This is a genomic window from Lacinutrix venerupis (assembly GCF_001971745.1).
Lineage (GTDB): Bacteria > Bacteroidota > Bacteroidia > Flavobacteriales > Flavobacteriaceae > Lacinutrix > Lacinutrix venerupis.
The window spans coordinates 1437785-1462798 of record NZ_CP019352.1 but is presented as its reverse complement, the minus strand read 5'-3'; the positions used below and the strand labels follow the sequence as shown (position 1 = coordinate 1462798).

Annotated in this window: 7 protein-coding genes and 1 pseudogene; 4 read left to right on the top strand and 4 right to left on the bottom strand. The window is 33.7% G+C overall.

Going from position 1 to position 25014, the window contains the following annotated elements; all coding sequences use genetic code 11:
- Positions 1-262: 262 nt before the first annotated feature.
- The 3 genes and pseudogenes from dnaX to miaE all read left to right on the top strand — a co-directional run bounded on the left by dnaX (position 263) and on the right by miaE (position 3248).
- A pseudogene (dnaX, locus tag BWR22_RS06520) lies at positions 263-1991 on the top strand (DNA polymerase III subunit gamma/tau).
- Positions 1992-2075: 84 nt separating this feature from the next.
- Positions 2076-2666 (top strand): hypothetical protein, encoded by a 591-nt coding sequence (locus tag BWR22_RS06515; RefSeq protein ID WP_076732788.1) that lies wholly within the window; start codon positions 2076-2078, stop codon positions 2664-2666.
- On the top strand, positions 2667-3248 hold the full coding sequence (gene miaE / locus BWR22_RS06510; RefSeq protein ID WP_076732786.1) for a tRNA-(ms[2]io[6]A)-hydroxylase: 582 nt from the start codon (positions 2667-2669) through the stop codon (positions 3246-3248).
- Positions 3249-3340: 92 nt separating this feature from the next.
- On the opposite strand, the gene BWR22_RS06505 is transcribed toward miaE, so the two are convergent.
- From BWR22_RS06505 to BWR22_RS06490, 4 genes are all read right to left on the bottom strand, one after another.
- A complete protein-coding gene (locus tag BWR22_RS06505) occupies positions 3341-3871 on the bottom strand; it encodes a porin family protein (protein WP_076732784.1) in 531 nt (176 codons plus the stop codon).
- Between the two features lie 100 nt (positions 3872-3971).
- Positions 3972-4883, bottom strand: a complete 912-nt coding sequence (locus tag BWR22_RS06500) for a Ppx/GppA phosphatase family protein (protein ID WP_076732782.1) — start codon at positions 4881-4883, stop codon at positions 3972-3974.
- Positions 4883-6943: a polyphosphate kinase 1 gene (gene ppk1 / locus BWR22_RS06495; protein WP_076732781.1), complete on the bottom strand. Its 2061-nt coding sequence runs from the start codon at positions 6941-6943 to the stop codon at positions 4883-4885. The genes BWR22_RS06500 and ppk1 overlap by 1 nt, the downstream gene beginning before the upstream one ends.
- Positions 6944-6983: 40 nt before the next feature.
- On the bottom strand, positions 6984-7493 hold the full coding sequence (locus BWR22_RS06490; RefSeq protein WP_076732779.1) for a SixA phosphatase family protein: 510 nt from the start codon (positions 7491-7493) through the stop codon (positions 6984-6986).
- A gap of 439 nt (positions 7494-7932) precedes the next feature.
- Here BWR22_RS06490 and BWR22_RS06485 point away from each other — a divergent pair, with 439 nt between their 5' ends.
- On the top strand, positions 7933-25008 hold the full coding sequence (locus BWR22_RS06485; protein WP_076732778.1) for an HYR-like domain-containing protein: 17076 nt from the start codon (positions 7933-7935) through the stop codon (positions 25006-25008).
- Positions 25009-25014: the final 6 nt, after the last annotated feature.

Here is a 25014-nt window from a genome sequence, read left to right as displayed (position 1 = left end):
TTTCAGCTTTAACAAAAACCAAAAAGTGCCTAATGTGCGGCTGAATTCAGCTTGTTTACAACGTATTAACTGATATAAAATCATTTTAATGTTTTATATCAAACGATAAACGAAGTTAGCAGAAATTTTTAACACAATCAAGTTATTTTGATATTGAAAAACAACTTATTTTGTTAATAACTCCTATTAAATTATACTTTCAAAATTCTAAATTCTAAATTGAATTTTTAACTTTGTTATTCTAAATAAAAGCATTAAAAATTTGGAACACTTTGTAGTATCTGCCAGAAAATATAGACCACAAACGTTTAAGGACGTTGTTGGGCAGTCTGCTATTACAAACACTTTACTTAATGCTATAGAAAATAACCATTTAGCACAAGCTTTATTATTTACAGGTCCGCGTGGTGTTGGTAAAACCAGCTGCGCACGTATACTTGCTAAAATGATAAATAGCGATGGTACAGAAACCGGAGACGAGGATTATGCTTTTAATATTTTTGAGTTGGATGCTGCATCTAACAACTCGGTAGACGATATTAGAAGTCTTACAGACCAAGTACGCATACCTCCTCAAGTTGGAAAATATAAAGTATATATTATAGATGAGGTACACATGCTCTCTCAAGCTGCTTTTAATGCTTTTTTAAAAACATTAGAAGAGCCACCTAAACACTGTATATTTATTCTTGCAACTACCGAAAAGCATAAAATTATACCAACCATACTATCGCGCTGTCAAATTTTCGATTTTAAGCGTATTACTGTTAAAGATGCTAAAGAGTATTTAAAATATATTGCAAAAGAGCAAGATATTACTGCAGATGATGATGCACTCCATATTATCGCCCAAAAAGCAGATGGTGCTATGCGTGATGCATTATCAATTTTTGATCGTGTGGTTAGTTTTTCTGGTAAAAACTTAACACGACAAGCAGTTACAGAAAATTTAAACGTACTAGATTACGAAACATATTTTACAAGTACAGATTTAATTTTAGGCAATAAAATTCCAGAGTTATTATTACAATTTAACAACACGCTTTCTAAAGGTTTCGATGGCCATCATTATATTGCTGGTTTAGCATCGCACTTTAGAGACTTATTAGTCTGCCAAAATCCTGCAACCATAGCGCTTTTAGAAGTTGGAGAGCAAACTAAAGAAAAATATATAGCACAAGCAAAAAAAGCATCTCAGTCTTTTTTATTAAAAGGAATAGAACTAGCAAACGAAACCGATTTAAAATATAAATCCAGTAAAAACCAACGTCTCCTCGTTGAACTTTGCCTTATGCAGCTTGCCTCTATCACTTTTGATGGAGAAAAAAAAAAATAGCAGTCGGTTCATAATTCCGCCATCTTATTTTAAACGCGTTGGCATAAAACCAATTCCAGTAAATAAGCCTACTCCTAAAACATCAGACTCTAAAGAAGTTATAGAAAACAACCAACAAACTATTGCTAAACCAACTCCTAAAGTTGAAGTAGCAGCAGAAAATGTTAAACCAAAAATTGTTTTAAATAGAGAAACAAAACGTACTTCTGGTTTATCTTTAAAAAGTATTCGTGCAAAAAAAGAGCACGAAATAAAACAAATGGAGGTTGTTGTTGACGAAGAAAACCTACCAAGAGAAGCCTTTTCTCAAGACGAATTAACTAAAGTTTGGAATACCTTTGTTACTAAAATTGAAGCTGAAGGTAAAATGAATTTAGCCGCAATATTATCTATAGACAAACCAACTTTAAAAGGCACAACCATACATTTAACGTTCCCAAATGCTACTAATAAAGTTGAAGTAGAAAGACAATCTTTCGATTTATTACAATTTCTTAGAAAAACATTAAAAAACTACGATATAAGTTTAGATATTGACGTTAATGAAGAAATGCAAAAGAAATTTGCATATACGCCAGACGAGAAATATGAAAAACTAAAAGAGAAAAATCCTAATATTGAATTATTAAGAAAAACTTTTGATCTCGATCTTTAAACAGCCCAAAAACAGCAGTGTTTTAAACAATAAAACACCTTAACTATAACTATTTATTTTTTTTGAAAAACATTAAAATTTAAAATGAAAAACGTCTTGTTTCTTTTAGCTATTGTTTTTCTTGTCTTTGTGGGATGCGATGGCAAGGATCGTGTTCACTTAACTAACTCCGAAATTTTAAAAGAACACAAGTTACTAGACTCTTTTTCTGAAAAAGTTAAGTACATTCCTGAACAATATTCTGAAGTTGTAACAGACTCACTTTATGATAATGGTTTTAGAGTAAAAATTAAAATGTATACAGATTTAGATAGAGATGTATTATTTACAAAAACTGAAGAATCTATTACTTACAAAGAACATTACAGAAATTTTAAGTTTGATATATTAATAGAGAAAAACAATTCTATTATATATCAAAAATCTTTTGATAAAGATATAATAAATAAAGAATTGGCAGTTTTTTCGAATAATATACCTGAAAGTTCTCTATATTTTAATTTTGGAAAATTAGCAGTATTAAAATATATTGAGGTTGATTATGAACCTTCGTTAAAAAATATGATAATTATAAATTTCATGTATGCTATACCAAATACAGATAGATATTCCACACATTCATTAATGGTTAATGACAAAGGAAACGGAACTATTATTCACAAAAATGTAAATTAAATGCTAGGATTAAAACTACCAACCGATCCGCGTTGGGTAAACATAGTAGAAAAAAATATTGAAGATATTTTAACAGACCATGCTTTTTGCGAACAGAAAGCAACAAGTACTGCAATTTCTTTAATTGTAAGCTTTCCTGAATACACAGACTTAGTACAAGAAATGGTGGCTTTAGTGAAAGAAGAGATTAGCCATTTTAAAATGGTACACGATTTAATTTTAAAAAATGGTTGGGTTTTAGGTAGAGACAGAAAAGATGAATATGTTGCAAAATTATTACAATTCTTTCCTAAAGGCGGTAGCCGTACTACCCAATTAGTACATAGATTACTTTATGCAGCTTTAATTGAAGCACGAAGCTGCGAACGCTTTAGACTATTAAGCGAAGAATTAGAAGATAAAGAATTAGCTGAGTTTTACAGAAAGCTTATGGTAAGCGAAGCCAACCATTACACTATGTTTTTAGGATTTGCAAGACAGTATGGAGATAGAAAAGAAGTAGATAAAAAGTGGCAAGAACTTTTAGATTTTGAAGCAGAAATTATGAAGGACTTGAGCAAAAGTGAAACCATTCATGGATAGCATTTATGAATAGACACATTTAAGTTTAAAACTAAAAAAAATCCAACATTAAACATGTTGGATTTTTTAGTTATATAATTGTATTGGTTTGGTTAAAACTTAACACCAAATCCTATTTGCATGTTTGTATTTTTTGCTTCAAGATTTGTTTCGTCATCAAAGATATTGGTTAAACCATAAGAATATCTAAAGTCTATAAAAAATTCATCTGAAATCATATATTCTATTCCTGCTAGACCAGAAAATGCTAAGTTTTGTAAACCATCTTCATATTCATGACCTTTTAAACTTGCTTGTGGTCCTAAACCTATAGCTAAACTTTGCCCTAATTTATATTTAAAGAATATTGGCATTTGAATGTAGTCTATTCTAATAGCTTCTTCTTTTGCTCCTTCTGCAGAAAATTGAATTTCTGGCGCAATAGATAAACTACTTCCTAAACTGTATTCTGCAAAAAATCCAATTGCAAAACCATTTCTATGCATGTTTTCAAAATCTCCAGTTGTTGGTTCAAAATCTAAATTTGAAATATTATAACCTGCACGAACACCATATAAAGCGTTTTGAGAGAAGCCATAAATTGAAAACATTGCAAATGCAGCGATAAGTATAATTTTTTTCATAAAAGTTGGATTTATAATTTTAAAGTTTTGGTTTATTTTTAAAGTTGCACTAATATAATTTATTTTTAATATAATTTAAGCAATTAAAAGATAAAGTGTATCATTTTAACTTTGTATGGCTTAAAATAATTTCTTTATACATACTTTTTATGATTCCGTCTGCCAATCCTATTTTTGGAACATAAATATCTTTTGCTCCACTCCATTTCATTGCAGACAAATAAATTCTTGTTGCAGGAATAATAACATCGGCTCTATCTTGGTTCATATTTAATTCTGTAATTCTCTCTTCGTAAGAGTAGCTTTGTAATTTTTGATAATATGAGGTTAAATAAAAGTATGTTAGCGGTTTACCTAAAGCTTTACCAGAGGTTTTAAAAATATTATTTATATTTCCTCCAGAGCCAATAACATCTATTTTCTCATATTCTTTAGTTTCTGTTCTTACCCATTGTTCTAACTCTTGCCAAGTTTCTTTTTTAACGATATCGTTTAATAAACGTACAGTACCTACTTTAAAGGATTTTGATACTGTTTTTTCTCCGTTATGGATAACACTAAATTCTGTACTTCCTCCTCCTACATCTACATATAAATATGTTTTATTTTTATCTATAAACGTACTTAAATCTGTAGCCGCTATAATTGTAGCTTCTTCTTCTCCTCCTATAATATCTATAGTTATTCCAGTATTTTCTAGTATTTGCGCTGCTAATTTTTCACCATTTTTAGCCTCTCGCATTGCAGAGGTTGCACATGCTTTATATTTATCTACACGATGTGTTTTCATTAACAGTTTAAACGCCTGCATGGTATCTAACATTCTATTAGTATTTTCTTTCGAAATTTTACCATTTATAAACACATCGGCTCCTAAACGAATAGGTACTCTTACTAAAGATGTTTTTTTAAATCGTGGTGGCTTATTTTTTTCTTCTACAATACTAGAAATAAGTAGTCTTACAGCGTTCGAACCTATATCTATTGCAGCATATTTAAATATTTTTAGCATTAATTTAATTGGTTTTTATAATAATTATAGGTTTCAAATTGCGCTCTTACTTTCTTTAATTTATTTTGTTTATAATTATTAGACTGCTTGCTATCTAAAATTCTAGATTTTACATTATCGCTCCAACAAATATTAAAAGTTTCTATTAGTTCGTTTTTAATATTTTCATCATAAATAGGACAACTAACCTCTACTCTATTTTCTATATTTCTTGTCATCCAATCTGCCGAAGAAATATAAACTTTTGGGCTATTATCATTACAAAAAACATACAACCTAGTATGCTCTAGAAATTTGTCGATTATACTTACTACTTCAATATTTTCACTCATTCCCTTAACACCAGGAATTAAGCAACAAATACCACGAACAATCATTTCTATTTTAACTCCTGCATTACTAGCTTCGTACAATTTATCTATCATTTTGTAGCTAGAAATACTATTCATTTTTAACCTAATATACGCAGGTTTTCCTTCTTTTTTATTATTGATTTCGTTATCAATTAATTTAAAAAATGTATTTTTAGTATAGTGAGGAGATGTTATAATATGCTTAAATCTATAAACTTTATAGTTAACAGAAAAGAAGCTAAATAATTTATTTATGTCTTTTAGTATTTTTTGATTTGCAGTAAAGAGAGTATAATCTGTATAGATTTTAGCTGTAGACTCATTAAAATTTCCTGTACTAATAAAGCCGTAACGTACTATTTTTTTATTCTCTTCCCTTTCTATTAAACACATTTTACTATGCACTTTTAAACCTTGTACTCCAAAAATAAGTTGTACGCCTTCTCGTTGCATTTGCTCTGCATAATCTATGTTTGCTTGCTCATCAAAACGTGCCTGAATCTCCATAGAAACAGTTACTTTTTTTCCATTAATTGCTGCATTAATTAAGGAGCTTGCTACATGAGAAATTTGTGCTAATCTATAAATAGTAATTTTTATTGTTTTTACTTTAGGATCTAAAGCTGCTTCTCTTAAAAATTTTACTGTATATGCAAAGGTGTGGTATGGCGTGTATTGCAAATAGTCCTTTTTAGCAATAGCCTCAAAAATACTGGTTTCTAAACTTAATCCTTTTACTGGTAATGGTTCAATTTTATTATATAGCAAATCTGTTCTACCTAGACTTGGAAATCCCATATAATCTCGTCTGTTATGGTACCTACCGCCTGGTATAATACTATCAGAACTTTCAATTCCCATTTTTGCCATTAAAAAAGAGAGTGTTTGTTTGTCTATAGTTTTATCATAAACAAATCTAACAGGTTCACCATCTTGTCTATCTTTAACACTATCGCTAATTTTTTCCATAAAACTTTTGCTTAAATCACTTTCAAGATCAAGCTCTGCATCTCGTGTTATTTTTATCATGTGAGCAGAAATAGTTTTATAATCGAAAATATTAAAAATATCATCTAAACAATAGCGTAATAAATCGTCTAACATAATGATATAGTTCTTGTTACCTTGTTTTGGCAACACTATAAAACGATCTATATTTTTAGAAATTTCTATTAGTGCATATTGATTTTTTTCTCCTTCTAAAACCATGTTTATTGCTAAGTAAGCTGCACTGTCTTTTAGATTAGGAATCTCTACTTCATTATTTAATATTATAGTTACTAAAGCAGGACTTACATGCTGAATAAAATAGTTTTTTATAAAGTTTTTTTGACTATCATTTATTTGATTTTCCTTTATAATAAAAATATTTTCGGCTTCTAATTTTGATTGAATATTACTTAAAATATTTAAACTTTCTGCCTGTTGTTTAATTACCGTTTTAGTAATTATTTCTAATAAATCTGAAGCTTTTATTCCTCCTAATTGATTTTTTCCTGCTTTTCCAGCTTCATCAATACGCTTTACTGTTGCGTAACGCACTTTAAAAAATTCGTCCAAATTATTAGAGAAAATACCTAAAAAACGCAGACGTTCTATTAACGGAACATTCTCATCTGAAGCTTCTTGCAAGACTCTTGCGTTAAATTGCAACCAACTTAATTCTCTATTTATATAGGTATAATTTTGAACTATTTTTTTCTTCATTTTGCAAATATTTCATCACAAATATATTCTATTATTTACATTATTTTAAATGTTTTGGAAATACAATTTTTTCAGTCTTTCCTCTATTAAGATTTTTCCAACTATCAATTTCAAAATTTATCTTTACAAAGCCAGACGTAGTAACGTTTTCTACTTTAATATCTCCATAATTGTTTACAAAATTAGTAAGCGCATAATTATGACCAAAAATCATAACCTTACCGAATGAATCGTTAATAGACTCGATAAACTGCAAAAGAGACTCTCCAGAAAAATCATATAATTGCTTTGAATATTCTATTTTAACATTTGCTAAGCCTAAATTTTTAATAAAAATTTCAGAAGTTAATTTCGTTCTTTCTGCTGCGCTACAAAAAATAATTTCTGGTTCTATTTTAACACTATTTAAATGATTAGAAACCAAGTTAGCATCGTTAATACCACGCTTTTTTATTGGACGATTAAAATCTTCTAAATTATTATTCCAACAGGATTTTGCATGACGTATTAAGTAAAGTGTTTTTTGTCTATTTATCGTGTTTATTCGCATTTTATCGATATTTTATATATATTTGTCTTTTTAACGAATATATGTGTTATTAAACATTTTTATTTGTTAGCCTAAAAAAATACAATTTATTTAGCAAAGCTATTAATAGGCTTGCCCCTAAACCTAAAACCTACTGTCGCCATAAAATGGTGAAACTCCCTTAAGATTAAGCAAATTAATAGTTTTAATTTATGAGTTAACTATGTTATGTACAAATTACTAAAGATAATATTATCTCCCGTTTTATTAACAACTTACTTCTGTAACTTGTTATTTGTTTATTTCTACACATCAATTAAACTAATACATAAATATTTTTCTAAACAGAATTATATTAAAGCATTTAAATATAAATTTCAATTTATTCAATTACACGTATTTATGAATAAATTTGATTATAAAAAAACTATTAATAAACCCCATTTGTTAATTACTAACTATGCCAACCTTTATATATAAATTCAAAAAATCGCTACACGAGTATTTATTTTTAGCGTTTCTATTTATTAGCTTTTCATCTTTTTCGCAAACCCAAGCTAATTCTATACAAACTGGTGTTACCTTTCAATGGGCTGAAGCGTCTCAACCACTCAATAACAGTTCGGCTACTATAGAGTCTATAACTATTGATGGAGATATTTACAACACTTTTGTAGTTCCTTCTGGTTACGAAATGACTATTGTTGGACCTCAAGGCCATTCTAGAAATAGAATATTAGACAATGGAGCTCCGTTTTCTAATAGTGCTTTACCACCTTGGAATGCTAAAGCTCTTGATGCTTTTCAAGATTTAAATTTAAACCATTATTTCTCAAGCGATGTTAATGGAGATAATATTTGTATGGATTTTTCTGCTGCTTTAAATACAGATGGACAAGTTCAAACCATTTTTTACAACCCACCTATCCCTTCAAATACAGGAGGTGTTTTTGCCGCAATAGAAAGAAATGCAAATAACTGTTTCTATATTGAAGTTTTTGGAACACTTGCAGGTAGTTCTACAGTACAAAAAATTGGTGAAACATTTGTAAGACCTTATTCAAGTGCCCAATGGGGACCTGGATACACTCCTCCACCGGCAGGAAACACAATAGATTATTGGAAAACTAATAGAGTTGCAGAAAATAACGGAAATATTGGTGTTGCTTTATTTTATTTAGATGATATAGCTCCAACAGGTTCAAAAATACATAATATTAGATTTCTAGCTGCAACCAATGACCATGGAGATGGTAAATTTTTTATTTTACAAAAATATGCGGTTAGTAATACACAACAAAGTTGTATAGACACCAAACATAGTGGTGATTTATCAGAATCTGATAATGTTCCTGAAAATTCTACATATAGTTTAGTTTCAGGACCTTCACCTGCTGGTCAAGCCTTTAATTTAAATACGGACGGAACCTACTCGTACACTCCTACACAAGGCTTTACAGGAACAGTAACTTTTGATTATCAAGTTTGCTTGCCAGAACCTAACCAAAGTGTATGTGATACTGGTAAAGTTACTATAGTAGTTAATCCTCCTCCAGGACAACCTGTTGTAGAATTAAATTGTAATGGGCCAAATGATAATTCTATAACTATAACCTCTCCAACAGGTTCTCAATATGAATATTCTATTAATAATGGACCTTATCAATCGTCTAATACATTTAATGGGATAACTAATGGAGATTATTCTATTTCAATTATAGATAATTATACCGGATGTGAAAACTTAAATGCAACAACTTATACTGCTGTAGATACTGATGGAGATGGTATTTTTAATGATTGTGATCTTGATGACGATAATGATGGTATTTTAGACATTGATGAATCTAATTTAGTAAATAATTTATGTCCAATTTTAAATTCATCTAACAAAGTACACACGCCTGGACCTTCTTCAAACGGTGTAGGCTCTACAACTTTATGGAGTAACGTAGGTACTTACGAAGGTACACCTGTAGATTTAAAAGTAGAAGTATTAAGTGCTGATCCGGACATTTCTGTTAACATAGATGATTATACTTTTATAGGAGAAATATATGTTTTAAACATGACAGGAACGGCTACCTCTGGTCAAGCCACTCTAAGATTTAGTTATTTTGTATCTGGAACTAACACTCCAATTCAAGTTACTAGTAAACTAATATGGAAAGATTTAGACGGAGGAGTTTATGAGCCAACTGGAGATTTATTTAATGAAAAAATAACTTTTCAATCATCCGATTTATCTGGTTATCAATTCTCCGACCCTACGTTTGTATCTGCTAACTTAGTATCTTCTAATACAGAATTTACTTCAAATTTCAATACTGATTCAGTTTCTGATGAAAGATTATGGATATCTACATTTTTAAATCCACTTTCTTCTTTTGAAGTTACTTTTGATAAAAGAGCTTTCCAAACCGGTTATGTTTATGGATGTGATGAACTTACAAATCCAGGAACAAGTGTTTTAACTTACGACACAGATAATGATGGCATACCAGATTTATTAGATTTAGACAGTGATAATGATGGTTGTAGCGATGCAAATGAAGCTTATAATAACCCAAACGCAGATGCCGGAGATAGTGGTATATATGGTACAGATACACCTACATTTGCTAATGGTCAAGTAAACCAATTTGGTTTAGTAATTAGCGCCGGAATAGATAGTAGCCAACAAGCATACAATAATTCTATAGCAACTACAAGTAATGGAGAAAATACATTTCAAGAAGCAGTAGTTACTGAAATTACAGAAGAATTAGAAGACCAAGAAACATGCGAAAATGCTAATGCTACATTTACAGCTACTGCGATTGCAACTATACTTCCTACAACTCCTGCCACTACCGCAACCACTAATTTAAATTATGAATGGTTTGTAAGTACAGATAATGGAACTAGCTTTAATGCAATACCAGGAGAAAGTGGAACAATAGCAAGTGGAGCTCAATTAAATCTTGTTTTATCGAATGTTACACTAGATATGGATGATAACATTTATAAAGTATTATTCACTAATGAAGCAAATATTTGTTTCGAAGAAACTTTAGCAAGCCTTACTGTAAATCCTAAAGCTACATTATCGGTTCCTAATGAAATTACCATAGAAGGCTGTGATACTAACGACATAAAAGCATCGAATGCTGTATTTAATTACAATACTTCTCAATCTGGTAATGTATTAAATACTTTTAATAATGTAAATAATTACACAACAACAAATACAGATCAAATAAATACTATAACCTATATAGACACTATAGTATCTTCAACTAACTGTTTAACAATAGTTAATAGAACATTTACATTAACAGATGCTTGTAATAACACAACTAATGTTGTGCAAACAATTACAGTTCAAGATACAGAACCTCCTTTAATAGATACAAACGCTTTAAATTTTACAGTACAATGTGATGGATCTGGGAATGCAAGTGAATTTAACAATTGGATAAATTCAAATGGAGGTGCCTATGCATACGATGAATGTGGAGGACCAATAACTTGGACTAATAATTTTACAAGCCTAACAGATGAATGTGGTGGAACAGGAACTACTACTGTAACGTTTACAGCTACAGATCAATGTGGTAATTCTTCAACTACAACAGGTACATTTACAATTATTGATACCTTACCGCCAAATATTGTTGGTTTCCCTTCTAATGTTGATAACACACAACCTTCTTGTGTAAATGTTCCTGTATTAAGTTTTAGCTCTTACACAGAGGAGTCTGGAGACGGTAACAACTCAACTTTTTTACAAGGAGAAGTATTTAGATTTCCTTCTATAGCTCCTGGTGTAGATGCATTATTAACTATCGTTGCTACTGTAGGAACAACAATACCTGTTTTAGATGATAACTCTAATGGTGTAGATTCTTTTAGACCACGTACAGCTTTTAGCATAGCATCAATTGGAGATAGAGCATATACCGAATTTAAATTAGATTTTGTAGATAGCGGAACATCTAACTCTACAACTCTACCAGAATTCTATTCTAATTTTAATGATATTGATGGTAATTCGTCTTTTGGAGAGGTAAACTGGACAGCATTTACTGCGAGCTATACCGTTAACAACCCAACAGATTTAACTATAACAGAAGAAGGACCATGGATTGTTGCTACTGCTGGAACTACAGAATACACAGGAGTAACGAATGCTAATCCACAAGCAAATATTACAACACGTAACACCAACGCTTCATCTTTTTCTTTTAGAGTTGGAGCTGTTGCAAGAGCTAACAATGTCTCTGCTAATGGTAGACAGCATAATATAGAATTTAACTGTATTTCTAATTATACAAATGCAGCTACTATCTCTGACGAAATTACAATTGAATGTGATGAGCTACAACCTGCAGAAACTTTAACTGCAACAGATGAGTGCGGTAATGCAACTATTACATTTTCAGAAACAACGACTCCAGGCACATGTGAAAACGAATTTACTGTAGAACGAACTTGGATGGCATCAGATGAGTGTGGAAATACTACAACTAGAACATTAACAATAAATGTAGTTGACACAACACCTCCAAGCTTTACAGTACCTGAAAACATTACAATTAATTGCGAACAAGACCCGTTAGATTTATCAATTACTGGTGATGTAACAGATGAAAACGATAACTGTGATACAAGTTTAGAAGCAACTTTTTCAGATGTTGAAGATAATTCTTCAGGAAACTGTTCTAGTGAAATAACTATTACAAGAACTTGGACATTAACTGACGCTTGTGGAAACACAACTGCAGCCGACCAAATTATTACTGTACAAGATTCTACAGCACCAACTTTTACAGTACCTTCAGACGTAGTTATAAACTGTGAACAAGATCCTAACGACCTTTCTTTAACTGGTGATGTAACCAATGAACAAGATAACTGTGATAATGACCTTCAAGCTACTTATACAGATAGCTCATCAGTTGGTTCTTGTCCTAATGAATCTGTAATTTTAAGAGAATGGACACTCGTAGATGATTGCGGTAATACTACAAGTTTTACACAAACTATTACTGTTGAAGACAATACCGCTCCTAATTTTATAGGTGTATTACCACAAAATATTACAGTAGAATGTGATCAAGTACCTGAACCATCTGTATTATTATTCGATGATAACTGTAATAGCATAGATTCAAAAATATTAAATTGGGAAAATGAAACTTGGCCATCAGGTTCATTAAGTAATAATTATAATGTTGATGGTACTAACGTTTCGATAACAATTCAAGACCCAACTAATTCACTAAACTCAGGCACTCCTGTAGTTGGTTCATTTTATCAAGGTGACGAACCTACAATAGAAAAAACTTTAATAATTGCATCAAGCCTTCCCCTTTTACAAGAAGACACTGTTACTTTAACTATTTCTCTTGGTAACCCTGGAGTTGGCGTAACAAATACATTCTTCAAATTATTTGATGTTGACGGTGAAATTAATAATTTTTATAGACAAGAAGATTATACCATTACAGGTAGTTTAAGTGGGAATCCGGTAATGCCTTCTTTAAGTGCTACAGACAACCAAATTATTAATGGTAATGATGTTTATGGTATAGATCCAACAAGTCCTAGCGGAGGAAATTCAACCGAAGGTGTTGTTTCTGTTGCTTTTTCTGAAGCAGTAGATACTATTACTATAGTTTTCAAAATTATTAATAGTCCAAATATTAATCCTAATAGTTCTCCTGGTTTCGCATTACACAATATTTCTTTTACAGAAGAAAACGAAACTCCTTTACCTACTGCTACTTTTAATGAAACTATTACAAATGGTAATTGTACAAACGAATATACAATAACAAGAACTTGGGTTGCAACAGATAACTGTAATAACCAGGTTACACATACACAAATTATAAATGTTCAAGATACTAGTGATCCAACTTTCTCTGTTCCAGCTGATATTTCTATAAATTGTGATCAGGATCCTAGTGATTTAACACTTACTGGAGATGTTACAGATGAAGCCGATAACTGTTCAGATTCCATAGAAGCTACTTTTACTGATGCTACAGCAGCTGGATCTTGTCCTAATGAAACTATAATTACTAGAACCTGGTCATTAACTGACGCTTGTGGAAATACAACTACAGCTGATCAGACTATAACAGTATCAGATAACTCTGCTCCTACATTTACTGCTCCAGCGGACATTGAAATATTTACTGATGCTTCTTGTAATTACGATGCAACAGTTGGTCAAACTGGAGATGTTACTAACGAAGCTGATAACTGTGATACAACTTTAGAAGCTACTTTTACAGATTCTGTGGCTAATGGTTCTTGTGAAGGTGAAACCATAATTACTAGAACTTGGACCTTAATCGATGATTGTGGTAACCCTGCAGCTTCTCAAGTACAAACTATAACAGTATCAGATAACTCTGCTCCTACATTTACTGCTCCAGCGGATATTGAAATATTTACCGATGCTTCTTGTAATTACGATGCAACAGTTGGTCAAACTGGAGATGTTACTAACGAAGCTGATAATTGTGATACAACTTTAGAAGCTACTTTTACAGATTCTGTGGCTAATGGCTCTTGTGAAGGTGAAACTATAATTACTAGAACTTGGACTTTAATTGATGATTGTGGTAACTCTGCAGCTTCTCAAGTACAAACTATAACAGTATCAGATAACTCTGCTCCTACATTTACTGCTCCAGCGGATATTGAAATATTTACCGATGCTTCTTGTAATTACGATGCAACAGTTAGTCAAACTGGAGATGTTACTAACGAAGCTGATAATTGTGATACAACTTTAGAAGCTACTTTTACAGATTCTGTGGCTAATGGCTCTTGTGAAGGTGAAACTATAATTACTAGAACTTGGACTTTAATCGATGATTGTGGTAACTCTGCAGCTTCTCAAGTACAAACTATAACAGTATCAGATAACTCTGCTCCTACATTTACTGCTCCAGCGGACATTGAAATATTTACTGATGCTTCTTGTAATTACGATGCAACAGTTGGTCAAACTGGAGATGTTACTAACGAAGCTGATAACTGTGATACAACTTTAGAAGCTACTTTTACAGATTCTGTGGCTAATGGTTCTTGTGAAGGTGAAACCATAATTACTAGAACTTGGACCTTAATCGATGATTGTGGTAACCCTGCAGCTTCTCAAGTACAAACTATAACTGTATCAGATAACTCTGCTCCTACATTTACTGCTCCAGCGGATATTGAAATATTTACTGATGCTTCTTGTAATTACGATGCAACAGTTGGTCAAACTGGAGATGTTACTAACGAAGCTGATAATTGTGATACAACTTTAGAAGCTACTTTTACAGATTCTGTGGCTAATGGCTCTTGTGAAGGTGAAACTATAATTACTAGAACTTGGACTTTAATCGATGATTGTGGTAACTCTGCAGCTTCTCAAGTACAAACTATAACAGTATCAGATAACTCTGCTCCTACATTTACTGCTCCAGCGGATATTGAAATATTTACCGATGCTTCTTGTAATTACGATGCAACAGTTAGTCAAACTGGAGATGTTACTAACGAAGCTGATAATTGTGATACAACTTTAGAAGCTACTTTTACAGATTCTGTGGCTAATGGTTCTTGTGAAGGTGAAACTATAATTACTAGAACTTGGACTTTAATTGATGATTGTGGTAATTCTGCAGCTTCTCAAGTACAAACTATAACAGTATCAGATAACTCTGCTCCTACATTTACTGCTCCAGCGGATATTGAAATATTTACCGATGCTTCTTGTAATTACGATGCAACAGTTGGTCAAACTGGAGATGTTACTAACGAAGCTGATAATTGTGATACAACTTTAGAAGCTACTTTTACAGATTCTGTGGCTAATGGCTCTTGTGAAGGTGAAACTATAATTACTAGAACTTGGACTTTAATCGATGATTGTGGTAACTCTGCAGCTTCTCAAGTACAAACTATAACAGTATCAGATAATATTGCACCAGACCTATCTACTTGTACATCAGTTACAAATACTACTGTAGATTGTACTGCTGATCAAAATCAAACCATTGCTGATAACTGGAATGCTGCTAATATTGCTGCATTAGAAGCTTGTGCAACTGATAATTGTGATTCAGATTTAACAGGTCAAGTAACTTCTAATTACGATTACAACAACTTAAACGTAGTATGTGGTCCTTGTGGTTCTATTCCTGTAACTTATACCGTAACAGATGATTGTGGTAACGCATCTACTATTACAGTAACGCTTAGCTTCGGTGATGCTACTGGTCCAGATTTAACTAATTGTGATGTTACTGACGAAACTATTGAATGTAACGGTACTTTAAATGAAACTATCGCTAACGATTGGAATGCAGCTAACATTGCTGAACTTCAAGCTTGTGCTGATGATATTAATGTTACAATTACTTCAGATTACAACTTTACAAACCTTACTTCTACTTGTGGTGCGGGTGGTACTATTACTGTTGTATACACTGCTACAGATGATTGTGGTAATGCAGAGTCTGTTACTGCTACATTAACATTAGAGGATTCTGTTGGACCTGACCTTACGGCTTGTTCTGTAACCGATCAAACTATTGAATGTGATGGTACAAATAATGAAACGCTTGCCAACGATTGGAATGCTGCTAATATTTTAGCATTACAATCTTGTGGTACAGATAGCTGTGATACCGATGCTACTTTTAATGTCACTTCAGATTATGCATTTGCTAACCTTGTCTCTACTTGTGGGCTTGGTGGTACTATTACTGTTACTTATACCGTAGCTGATGATTGTGGTAATGATACAACACTTACTGCTACACTTACTCTTGAAGATTCTGTTGGGCCTGACCTTACGGCTTGTTCTGTAACCGATCAAACTATTGAATGTGATGGTACAAATAATGAAACGCTTGCCAACGATTGGAATGCTGCTAATATTTTAGCATTACAATCTTGTGGTACAGATAGCTGTGATACCGATGCTACTTTTAATGTCACTTCAGATTATGCATTTGCTAACCTTGTCTCTACTTGTGGGCTTGGTGGTACTATTACTGTTGTATATACTGTTGCTGATGATTGTGGTAATGATACGACACTTACGGCTACTCTTACACTTGAAGATACTACGGGTCCTGACCTTTCGGTTTGTAATGATGTTGTAGATACTGCTGTAGATTGTACTGCTGATCAAAACCAAAACATTGCAGATAACTGGAATGCTGCTAACATTGCTGCTCTTGAATCTTGTGGTACTGATAGCTGTGATGCTGATGGTGTTTATACAGTGACTTCTAATTACGATTACAACAACTTAAACGTAGTATGTGGTCCTTGTGGTTCTATTCCTGTAACTTATACCGTAACAGATGATTGTGGTAACGCATCTACTATTACAGTAACGCTTAGCTTCGGTGATGCTACTGGTCCAGATTTAACTAATTGTGATGTTACTGACGAAACTATTGAATGTAACGGTACTTTAAATGAAACTATCGCTAACGATTGGAATGCAGCTAACATTGCTGAACTTCAAGCTTGTGCTGATGATATTAATGTTACAATTACTTCAGATTACAACTTTACAAACCTTACTTCTACTTGTGGTGCGGGTGGTACTATTACTGTTGTATACACTGCTACAGATGATTGTGGTAATGCAGAGTCTGTTACTGCTACATTAACATTAGAGGATTCTGTTGGACCTGACCTTACGGCTTGTTCTGTAACCGATCAAACTATTGAATGTGATGGTACAAATAATGAAACGCTTGCCAACGATTGGAATGCTGCTAATATTTTAGCATTACAATCTTGTGGTACAGATAGCTGTGATACCGATGCTACTTTTAATGTCACTTCAGATTATGCATTTGCTAACCTTGTCTCTACTTGTGGGCTTGGTGGTACTATTACTGTTACTTATACCGTAGCTGATGATTGTGGTAATGATACAACACTTACTGCTACACTTACTCTTGAAGATTCTGTTGGGCCTGACCTTACGGCTTGTTCTGTAACCGATCAAACTATTGAATGTGATGGTACAAATAATGAAACGCTTGCCAACGATTGGAATGCTGCTAATATTTTAGCATTACAATCTTGTGGTACAGATAGCTGTGATACCGATGCTACTTTTAATGTCACTTCAGATTATGCATTTGCTAACCTTGTCTCTACTTGTGGGCTTGGTGGTACTATTACTGTTGTATATACTGTTGCTGATGATTGTGGTAATGATACGACACTTACGGCTACTCTTACACTTGAAGATACTACGGGTCCTGACCTTTCGGTTTGTAATGATGTTGTAGATACTGCTGTAGATTGTACTGCTGATCAAAACCAAAACATTGCAGATGCTTGGAATGCTGCTAACATTGCTGCTCTTGAATCTTGTGGTACTGATAGCTGTGATGCTGATGGTGTTTATACAGTGACTTCTAATTACGATTACAACAACTTAAACGTAGTATGTGGTCCTTGTGGTTCTATTCCTGTAACTTATACCGTAACAGATGATTGTGGTAACGCATCTACTATTACAGTAACGCTTAGCTTCGGTGATGCTACTGGTCCAGATTTAACTAACTGTGATGTTACTGACGAAACTATTGAATGTAACGGTACTTTAAATGAAACTATCGCTAACGATTGGAATGCAGCTAACATTGCTGAACTTCAAGCTTGTGCTGATGATATTAATGTTACAATTACTTCAGATTACAACTTTACAAACCTTACTTCTACTTGTGGTGCGGGTGGTACTATTACTGTTGTATACACTGCTACAGATGATTGTGGTAATGCAGAGTCTGTTACTGCTACATTAACATTAGAGGATTCTGTTGGACCTGACCTTACGGCTTGTTCTGTAACCGATCAAACTATTGAATGTAACGGTACTGATAACCAAACTATAGCCGATGATTGGAACGCCGCTAATATCTTAGCGCTACAATCTTGTGGTACAGATAGCTGTGATACCGATGCTACTTTTGAGGTTACTTCAGATTATGCATTTAATAACCTTGTCTCTACTTGTGGTGCTGGTGGTACTATTACTATTACTTATACCGTAGCTGATGATTGTGGTAATGATACAACACTTACTGCTACACTTACGCTTGAAGATTCTGTTGGTCCTGACCTTACGGCTTGTTCTGTAACCGATCAAACTATTGAATGTGATGGTACAAATAATGAAACGCTTGCCAACGATTGGAATGCTGCTAATATTTTAGCATTACAATCTTGTGGTACAGATAGCTGTGATACCGATGCTACTTTTAATGTCACTTCAGATTATGCATTTGCTAACCTTGTCTCTACTTGTGGGCTTGGTGGTACTATTACTGTTGTATATACTGTTGCTGATGATTGTGGTAATGATACGACACTTACGGCTACTCTTACACTTGAAGATACTACGGGTCCTGACCTTTCGGTTTGTAATGATGTTGTAGATACTGCTGTAGATTGTACTGCTGATCAAAACCAAAACATTGCAGATGCTTGGAATGCTGCTAACATTGCTGCTCTTGAATCTTGTGGTACTGATAGCTGTGATGCTGATGGTGTTTATACAGTGACTTCTAATTACGATTACAACAACTTAAACGTAGTATGTGGTCCTTGTGGTTCTATTCCTGTAACTTATACCGTAACAGATGATTGTGGTAACGCATCTACTATTACAGTAACGCTTAGCTTCGGTGATGCTACTGGTCCAGATTTAACTAATTGTGATGTTACTGACGAAACTATTGAATGTAACGGTACTTTAAATGAAACTATCGCTAACGATTGGAATGCAGCTAACATTGCTGAACTTCAAGCTTGTGCTGATGATATTAATGTTACAATTACTTCAGATTACAACTTTACAAACCTTACTTCTACTTGTGGTGCGGGTGGTACTATTACTGTTGTATACACTGCTACAGATGATTGTGGTAATGCAGAGTCTGTTACTGCTACATTAACATTAGAGGATTCTGTTGGACCTGACCTTACGGCTTGTTCTGTAACCGATCAAACTATTGAATGTAACGGTACTGATAACCAAACTATAGCCGATGATTGGAACGCCGCTAATATCTTAGCGCTACAATCTTGTGGTACAGATAGCTGTGATACCGATGCTACTTTTGAGGTTACTTCTGATTATGCATTTACTAACCTTGTCTCTACTTGTGGTGCGGGTGGTACTATTACTGTTACTTATACCGTAGCTGATGATTGTGGTAATGATACAACACTTACTGCTACACTTACTCTTGAAGATTCTGTTGGGCCTGACCTTACGGCTTGTTCTGTAACCGATCAAACTATTGAATGTGATGGTACAAATAATGAAACGCTTGCCAACGATTGGAATGCTGCTAATATTTTAGCACTACAATCTTGTGGTACAGATAGCTGTGATACCGATGCTACTTTTAATGTCACTTCAGATTATGCATTTGCTAACCTTGTCTCTACTTGTGGACTTGGTGGTACTATTACTGTTGTATATACTGTTGCTGATGATTGTGGTAATGATACGACACTTACAGCTACACTTACGCTTGAAGATACTACAGGTCCTGACCTTTCGGTTTGTAATGATGTTGTAGATACTGCTGTAGATTGTACTGCTGATCAAAACCAAACCATTGCAGATAACTGGAACGCTGCTAACATTGCTGCTCTTGAATCTTGTGGTACAGATAGCTGTGATGCTGATGGTGTTTATACAGTAACTTCTAATTACGATTACAACAACTTAAATGTAGTATGTGGTCCTTGTGGTTCTATTCCTGTAACTTATACCGTAACAGATGATTGTGGTAACGCATCTACTATTACAGTAACGCTTAGTTTTGGTGATGCTACTGGTCCAGATTTAACTAACTGTGATGTTACTGACGAAACTATTGAATGTAACGGTACTTTAAATGAAACTATCGCTAACGATTGGAATGCAGCTAACATTGCTGAACTTCAAGCTTGTGCTGATGATATTAATGTTACAATTACTTCAGATTACAACTTTACAAACCTTACTTCTACTTGTGGTGCGGGTGGTACTATTACTGTTGTATACACTGCTACAGATGATTGTGGCAATGCAGAGTCTGTTACTGCTACATTAACATTAGAGGATTCTGTTGGACCTGACCTTACGGCTTGTTCTGTAACCGATCAAACTATTGAATGTAACGGTACTGATAACCAAACTATAGCCGATGATTGGAATGCGGCGAATATCTTAGCGCTACAATCTTGTGGTACAGATAGCTGTGATACTGATGCTACTTTTGAGGTTACTTCAGATTATAGCTTTGCTAACCTTGTCTCTACTTGTGGTGCGGGTGGTACTATTACTGTTACTTATACCGTAGCTGATGATTGTGGTAATGATACGACACTTACTGCTACTCTTACTCTTGAAGATACTACGCCTCCAGATGTTACTATTTGTACAGATGTGGTTGATGAAACTGTTGAGTGTAATGGTACTTTAAATGAAACTATTGCTGCTGATTGGGATGCTGCCAATATTTTAGCGCTACAATCTTGTCCTGGTGATGATTGTGATACTGATAGTACTTTTACAGTAACTTCTAATTACAACTTTAACAACTACAACACTACTAACGCTTGTGGTCTTGGTGGATCATTACCTATTACTTATACGGTAGCTGATGATTGTGGTAACGAAGCTACTATTACGGTAACACTTACGCTTGAAGATACTACGCCTCCAGATGTTACTATTTGTACAGATGTGGTTGATGAAACTATTGAGTGTAATGGTACTTTAAATGAAACTATTGCTGCTGATTGGGATGCTGCTAATATTTTAGCGCTACAATCTTGTCCTGGTGATGATTGTGATACTGATAGTACTTTTACTGTAACTTCTAATTACAACTTTAATAACTACAACACTACTAACGCTTGTGGCCTTGGTGGATCATTACCTATCACTTATACGGTAGCTGATGATTGTGGTAACGAAGCAACTATTACGGTAACACTTACGCTTGAAGATACTACACCTCCAGATGTTACTATTTGTACAGATGTGGTTGATGAAACTATTGAGTGTAATGGTACTTTAAATGAAACTATTGCTGCTGATTGGGATGCTGCTAATATTTTAGCGCTACAATCTTGTCCTGGTGATGATTGTGATACTGATAGTACTTTTACTGTAACTTCTAATTACAACTTTAATAACTACAATACTACTAACGCTTGTGGCCTTGGTGGATCATTACCTATCACTTATACGGTAGCTGATGATTGTGGTAACGAAGCAACTATTACGGTAACACTTACGCTTGAAGATACTACACCTCCAGATGTTACTATTTGTACAGATGTGGTTGATGAAACTATTGAGTGTAATGGTACTTTAAATGAAACTATTGCTGCTGATTGGGATGCTGCTAATATTTTAGCGCTACAATCTTGTCCTGGTGATGATTGTGATACTGATAGTACTTTTACTGTAACTTCTAATTACAACTTTAATAACTACAACACTACTAACGCTTGTGGCCTTGGTGGATCATTACCTATCACTTATACGGTAGCTGATGATTGTGGTAACGAAGCAACTATTACTGCTACTCTTACTCTTGAAGATACTACGCCTCCAGATGTTACTATTTGTACAGATGTGGTTGATGAAACTGTTGAGTGTAATGGTACTTTAAATGAAACTATTGCTGCTGATTGGGATGCTGCCAATATTTTAGCGCTACAATCTTGTCCTGGTGATGATTGTGATACTGATAGTACTTTTACAGTAACTTCTAATTACAACTTTAACAACTACAACACTACTAACGCTTGTGGTCTTGGTGGATCATTACCTATTACTTATACGGTAGCTGATGATTGTGGTAACGAAGCTACTATTACGGTAACACTTACGCTTGAAGATACTACGCCTCCAGATGTTACTATTTGTACAGATGTGGTTGATGAAACTATTGAGTGTAATGGTACTTTAAATGAAACTATTGCTGCTGATTGGGATGCTGCTAATATTTTAGCGCTACAATCTTGTCCTGGTGATGATTGTGATACTGATAGTACTTTTACTGTAACTTCTAATTACAACTTTAATAACTACAACACTACTAACGCTTGTGGCCTTGGTGGATCATTACCTATTACTTATACGGTAGCTGATGATTGTGGTAACGAAGCAACTATTACGGTAACACTTACGCTTGAAGATACTACGCCTCCAGATGTTACTATTTGTACAGATGTGGTTGATGAAACTGTTGAGTGTAATGGTACTTTAAATGAAACTATTGCTGCTGATTGGGATGCTGCCAATATTTTAGCGCTACAATCTTGTCCTGGTGATGATTGTGATACTGATAGTACTTTTACAGTAACTTCTAATTACAACTTTAACAACTACAACACTACTAACGCTTGTGGTCTTGGTGGATCATTACCTATTACTTATACGGTAGCTGATGATTGTGGTAACGAAGCTACTATTACGGTAACACTTACGCTTGAAGATACTACGCCTCCAGATGTTACTATTTGTACAGATGTGGTTGATGAAACTATTGAGTGTAATGGTACTTTAAATGAAACTATTGCTGCTGATTGGGATGCTGCTAATATTTTAGCGCTACAATCTTGTCCTGGTGATGATTGTGATACTGATAGTACTTTTACTGTAACTTCTAATTACAACTTTAATAACTACAACACTACTAACGCTTGTGGCCTTGGTGGATCATTACCTATCACTTATACGGTAGCTGATGATTGTGGTAACGAAGCAACTATTACGGTAACACTTACGCTTGAAGATACTACACCTCCAGATGTTACTATTTGTACAGATGTGGTTGATGAAACTATTGAGTGTAATGGTACTTTAAATGAAACTATTGCTGCTGATTGGGATGCTGCTAATATTTTAGCGCTACAATCTTGTCCTGGTGATGATTGTGATACTGATAGTACTTTTACTGTAACTTCTAATTACAACTTTAATAACTACAACACTACTAACGCTTGTGGCCTTGGTGGATCATTACCTATCACTTATACGGTAGCTGATGATTGTGGTAACGAAGCAACTATTACGGTAACACTTACGCTTGAAGATACTACACCTCCAGATGTTACTATTTGTACAGATGTGGTTGATGAAACTATTGAGTGTAATGGTACTTTAAATGAAACTATTGCTGCTGATTGGGATGCTGCTAATATTTTAGCGCTACAATCTTGTCCTGGTGATGATTGTGATACTGATAGTACTTTTACTGTAACTTCTAATTACAACTTTAATAACTACAACACTACTAACGCTTGTGGCCTTGGTGGATCATTACCTATCACTTATACGGTAGCTGATGATTGTGGTAACGAAGCAACTATTACGGTAACACTTACGCTTGAAGATACTACTGGACCAGACTTATCTAACTGTGCTGTTACAGACACTACTTTAGAGTGTAACGGTAGTGAAAATCAAACATTAGCAGACGAATGGAACACAGCAAATATTAATACATTAATATCATGTGGTGTTGATGATTGTGATGTTGACAGTGTAAATACTGTAACTTCAGATTACGATTTTGTTAATTTAGTATCAGATTGTGGTTCTGGAGGAACTATAGAAGTAACTTATACAGTTGCCGACGATTGTGGAAATACATCTACTCTAGTTGCTACTTTAACAATTGAAGATACTAGTGCTCCTGTTTTATTAACTAATATTGAACCAGAATCTTACGTTATTTGTTCTGAAATTCCTGCACCTCCAACTTTACAATTTTCTGATGAGTGTTCTAACATAGATGTTGTTATCGACTTCGCAGAAACTAATAATAATCTTGGAAATGGTGAAGATTATCAAATTATTTGGGAATGGACAGCTACAGATAGTTGTAATAACTCAAGCGTGTATATTCATATAGTAAATGTTATTAGTGAAGACTTTGTAACAGATATTGATGCGGAGCACTGTAATACTGATGGTATTGTTAATTTATTTGATTATTTAGCTGAAGGTATTGACGATACTGGTGAATGGGTTGTAGAACAAGGAGACGTTATTGTTGATTACGATGGTACTTTTGATCCTGTAGATTTAGAACTTGGTGATTATATATTTAATTACTCTGTTTCAAGTAGCGATTGTATTGCTACAACAAGATTAACATTAAACATTAATGACGAATGTAGTGTGCAACCATGTGGAACTGAAGGTTATACTATATCTAAAGCTGTAACACCAAATGGAGATGGGCATAATGATTTCTTCTTTGTTCAAGGAAACTTAAAATGTGGATTCATTATAGATTTACAAATATTTAACCGCTATGGTGCTATAGTTTACGATGTTAAAGACTATAAAAATGATTGGAGTGGTCAAGCTATAAAACAATCTGTTGGATCGGCAGATAAGTTACCAAATGGAACATATTACTATGTAGTAACTTTAAGAGATAGCGGAGCAGATCCAATTACAGGACCATTATATTTAGGTACTAAATAAAAAAAT

Excerpts from the sequence above, each read along its gene's own strand:
- BWR22_RS06515 (WP_076732788.1), top strand. The coding sequence starts at position 2,076 with ATGAAAAACGTCTTGTTTCTTTTAGCTATTGTTTTTCTTGTCTTTGTG.
- miaE (WP_076732786.1), top strand. The coding sequence starts at position 2,667 with ATGCTAGGATTAAAACTACCAACCGATCCGCGTTGGGTAAACATAGTA.
- BWR22_RS06505 (WP_076732784.1), bottom strand. The coding sequence starts at position 3,871 with ATGAAAAAAATTATACTTATCGCTGCATTTGCAATGTTTTCAATTTAT.
- BWR22_RS06500 (WP_076732782.1), bottom strand. The coding sequence starts at position 4,883 with ATGCTAAAAATATTTAAATATGCTGCAATAGATATAGGTTCGAACGCT.
- ppk1 (WP_076732781.1), bottom strand. The coding sequence starts at position 6,943 with ATGAAGAAAAAAATAGTTCAAAATTATACCTATATAAATAGAGAATTA.
- BWR22_RS06490 (WP_076732779.1), bottom strand. The coding sequence starts at position 7,493 with ATGCGAATAAACACGATAAATAGACAAAAAACACTTTACTTAATACGT.
- BWR22_RS06485 (WP_076732778.1), top strand. The coding sequence starts at position 7,933 with ATGCCAACCTTTATATATAAATTCAAAAAATCGCTACACGAGTATTTA.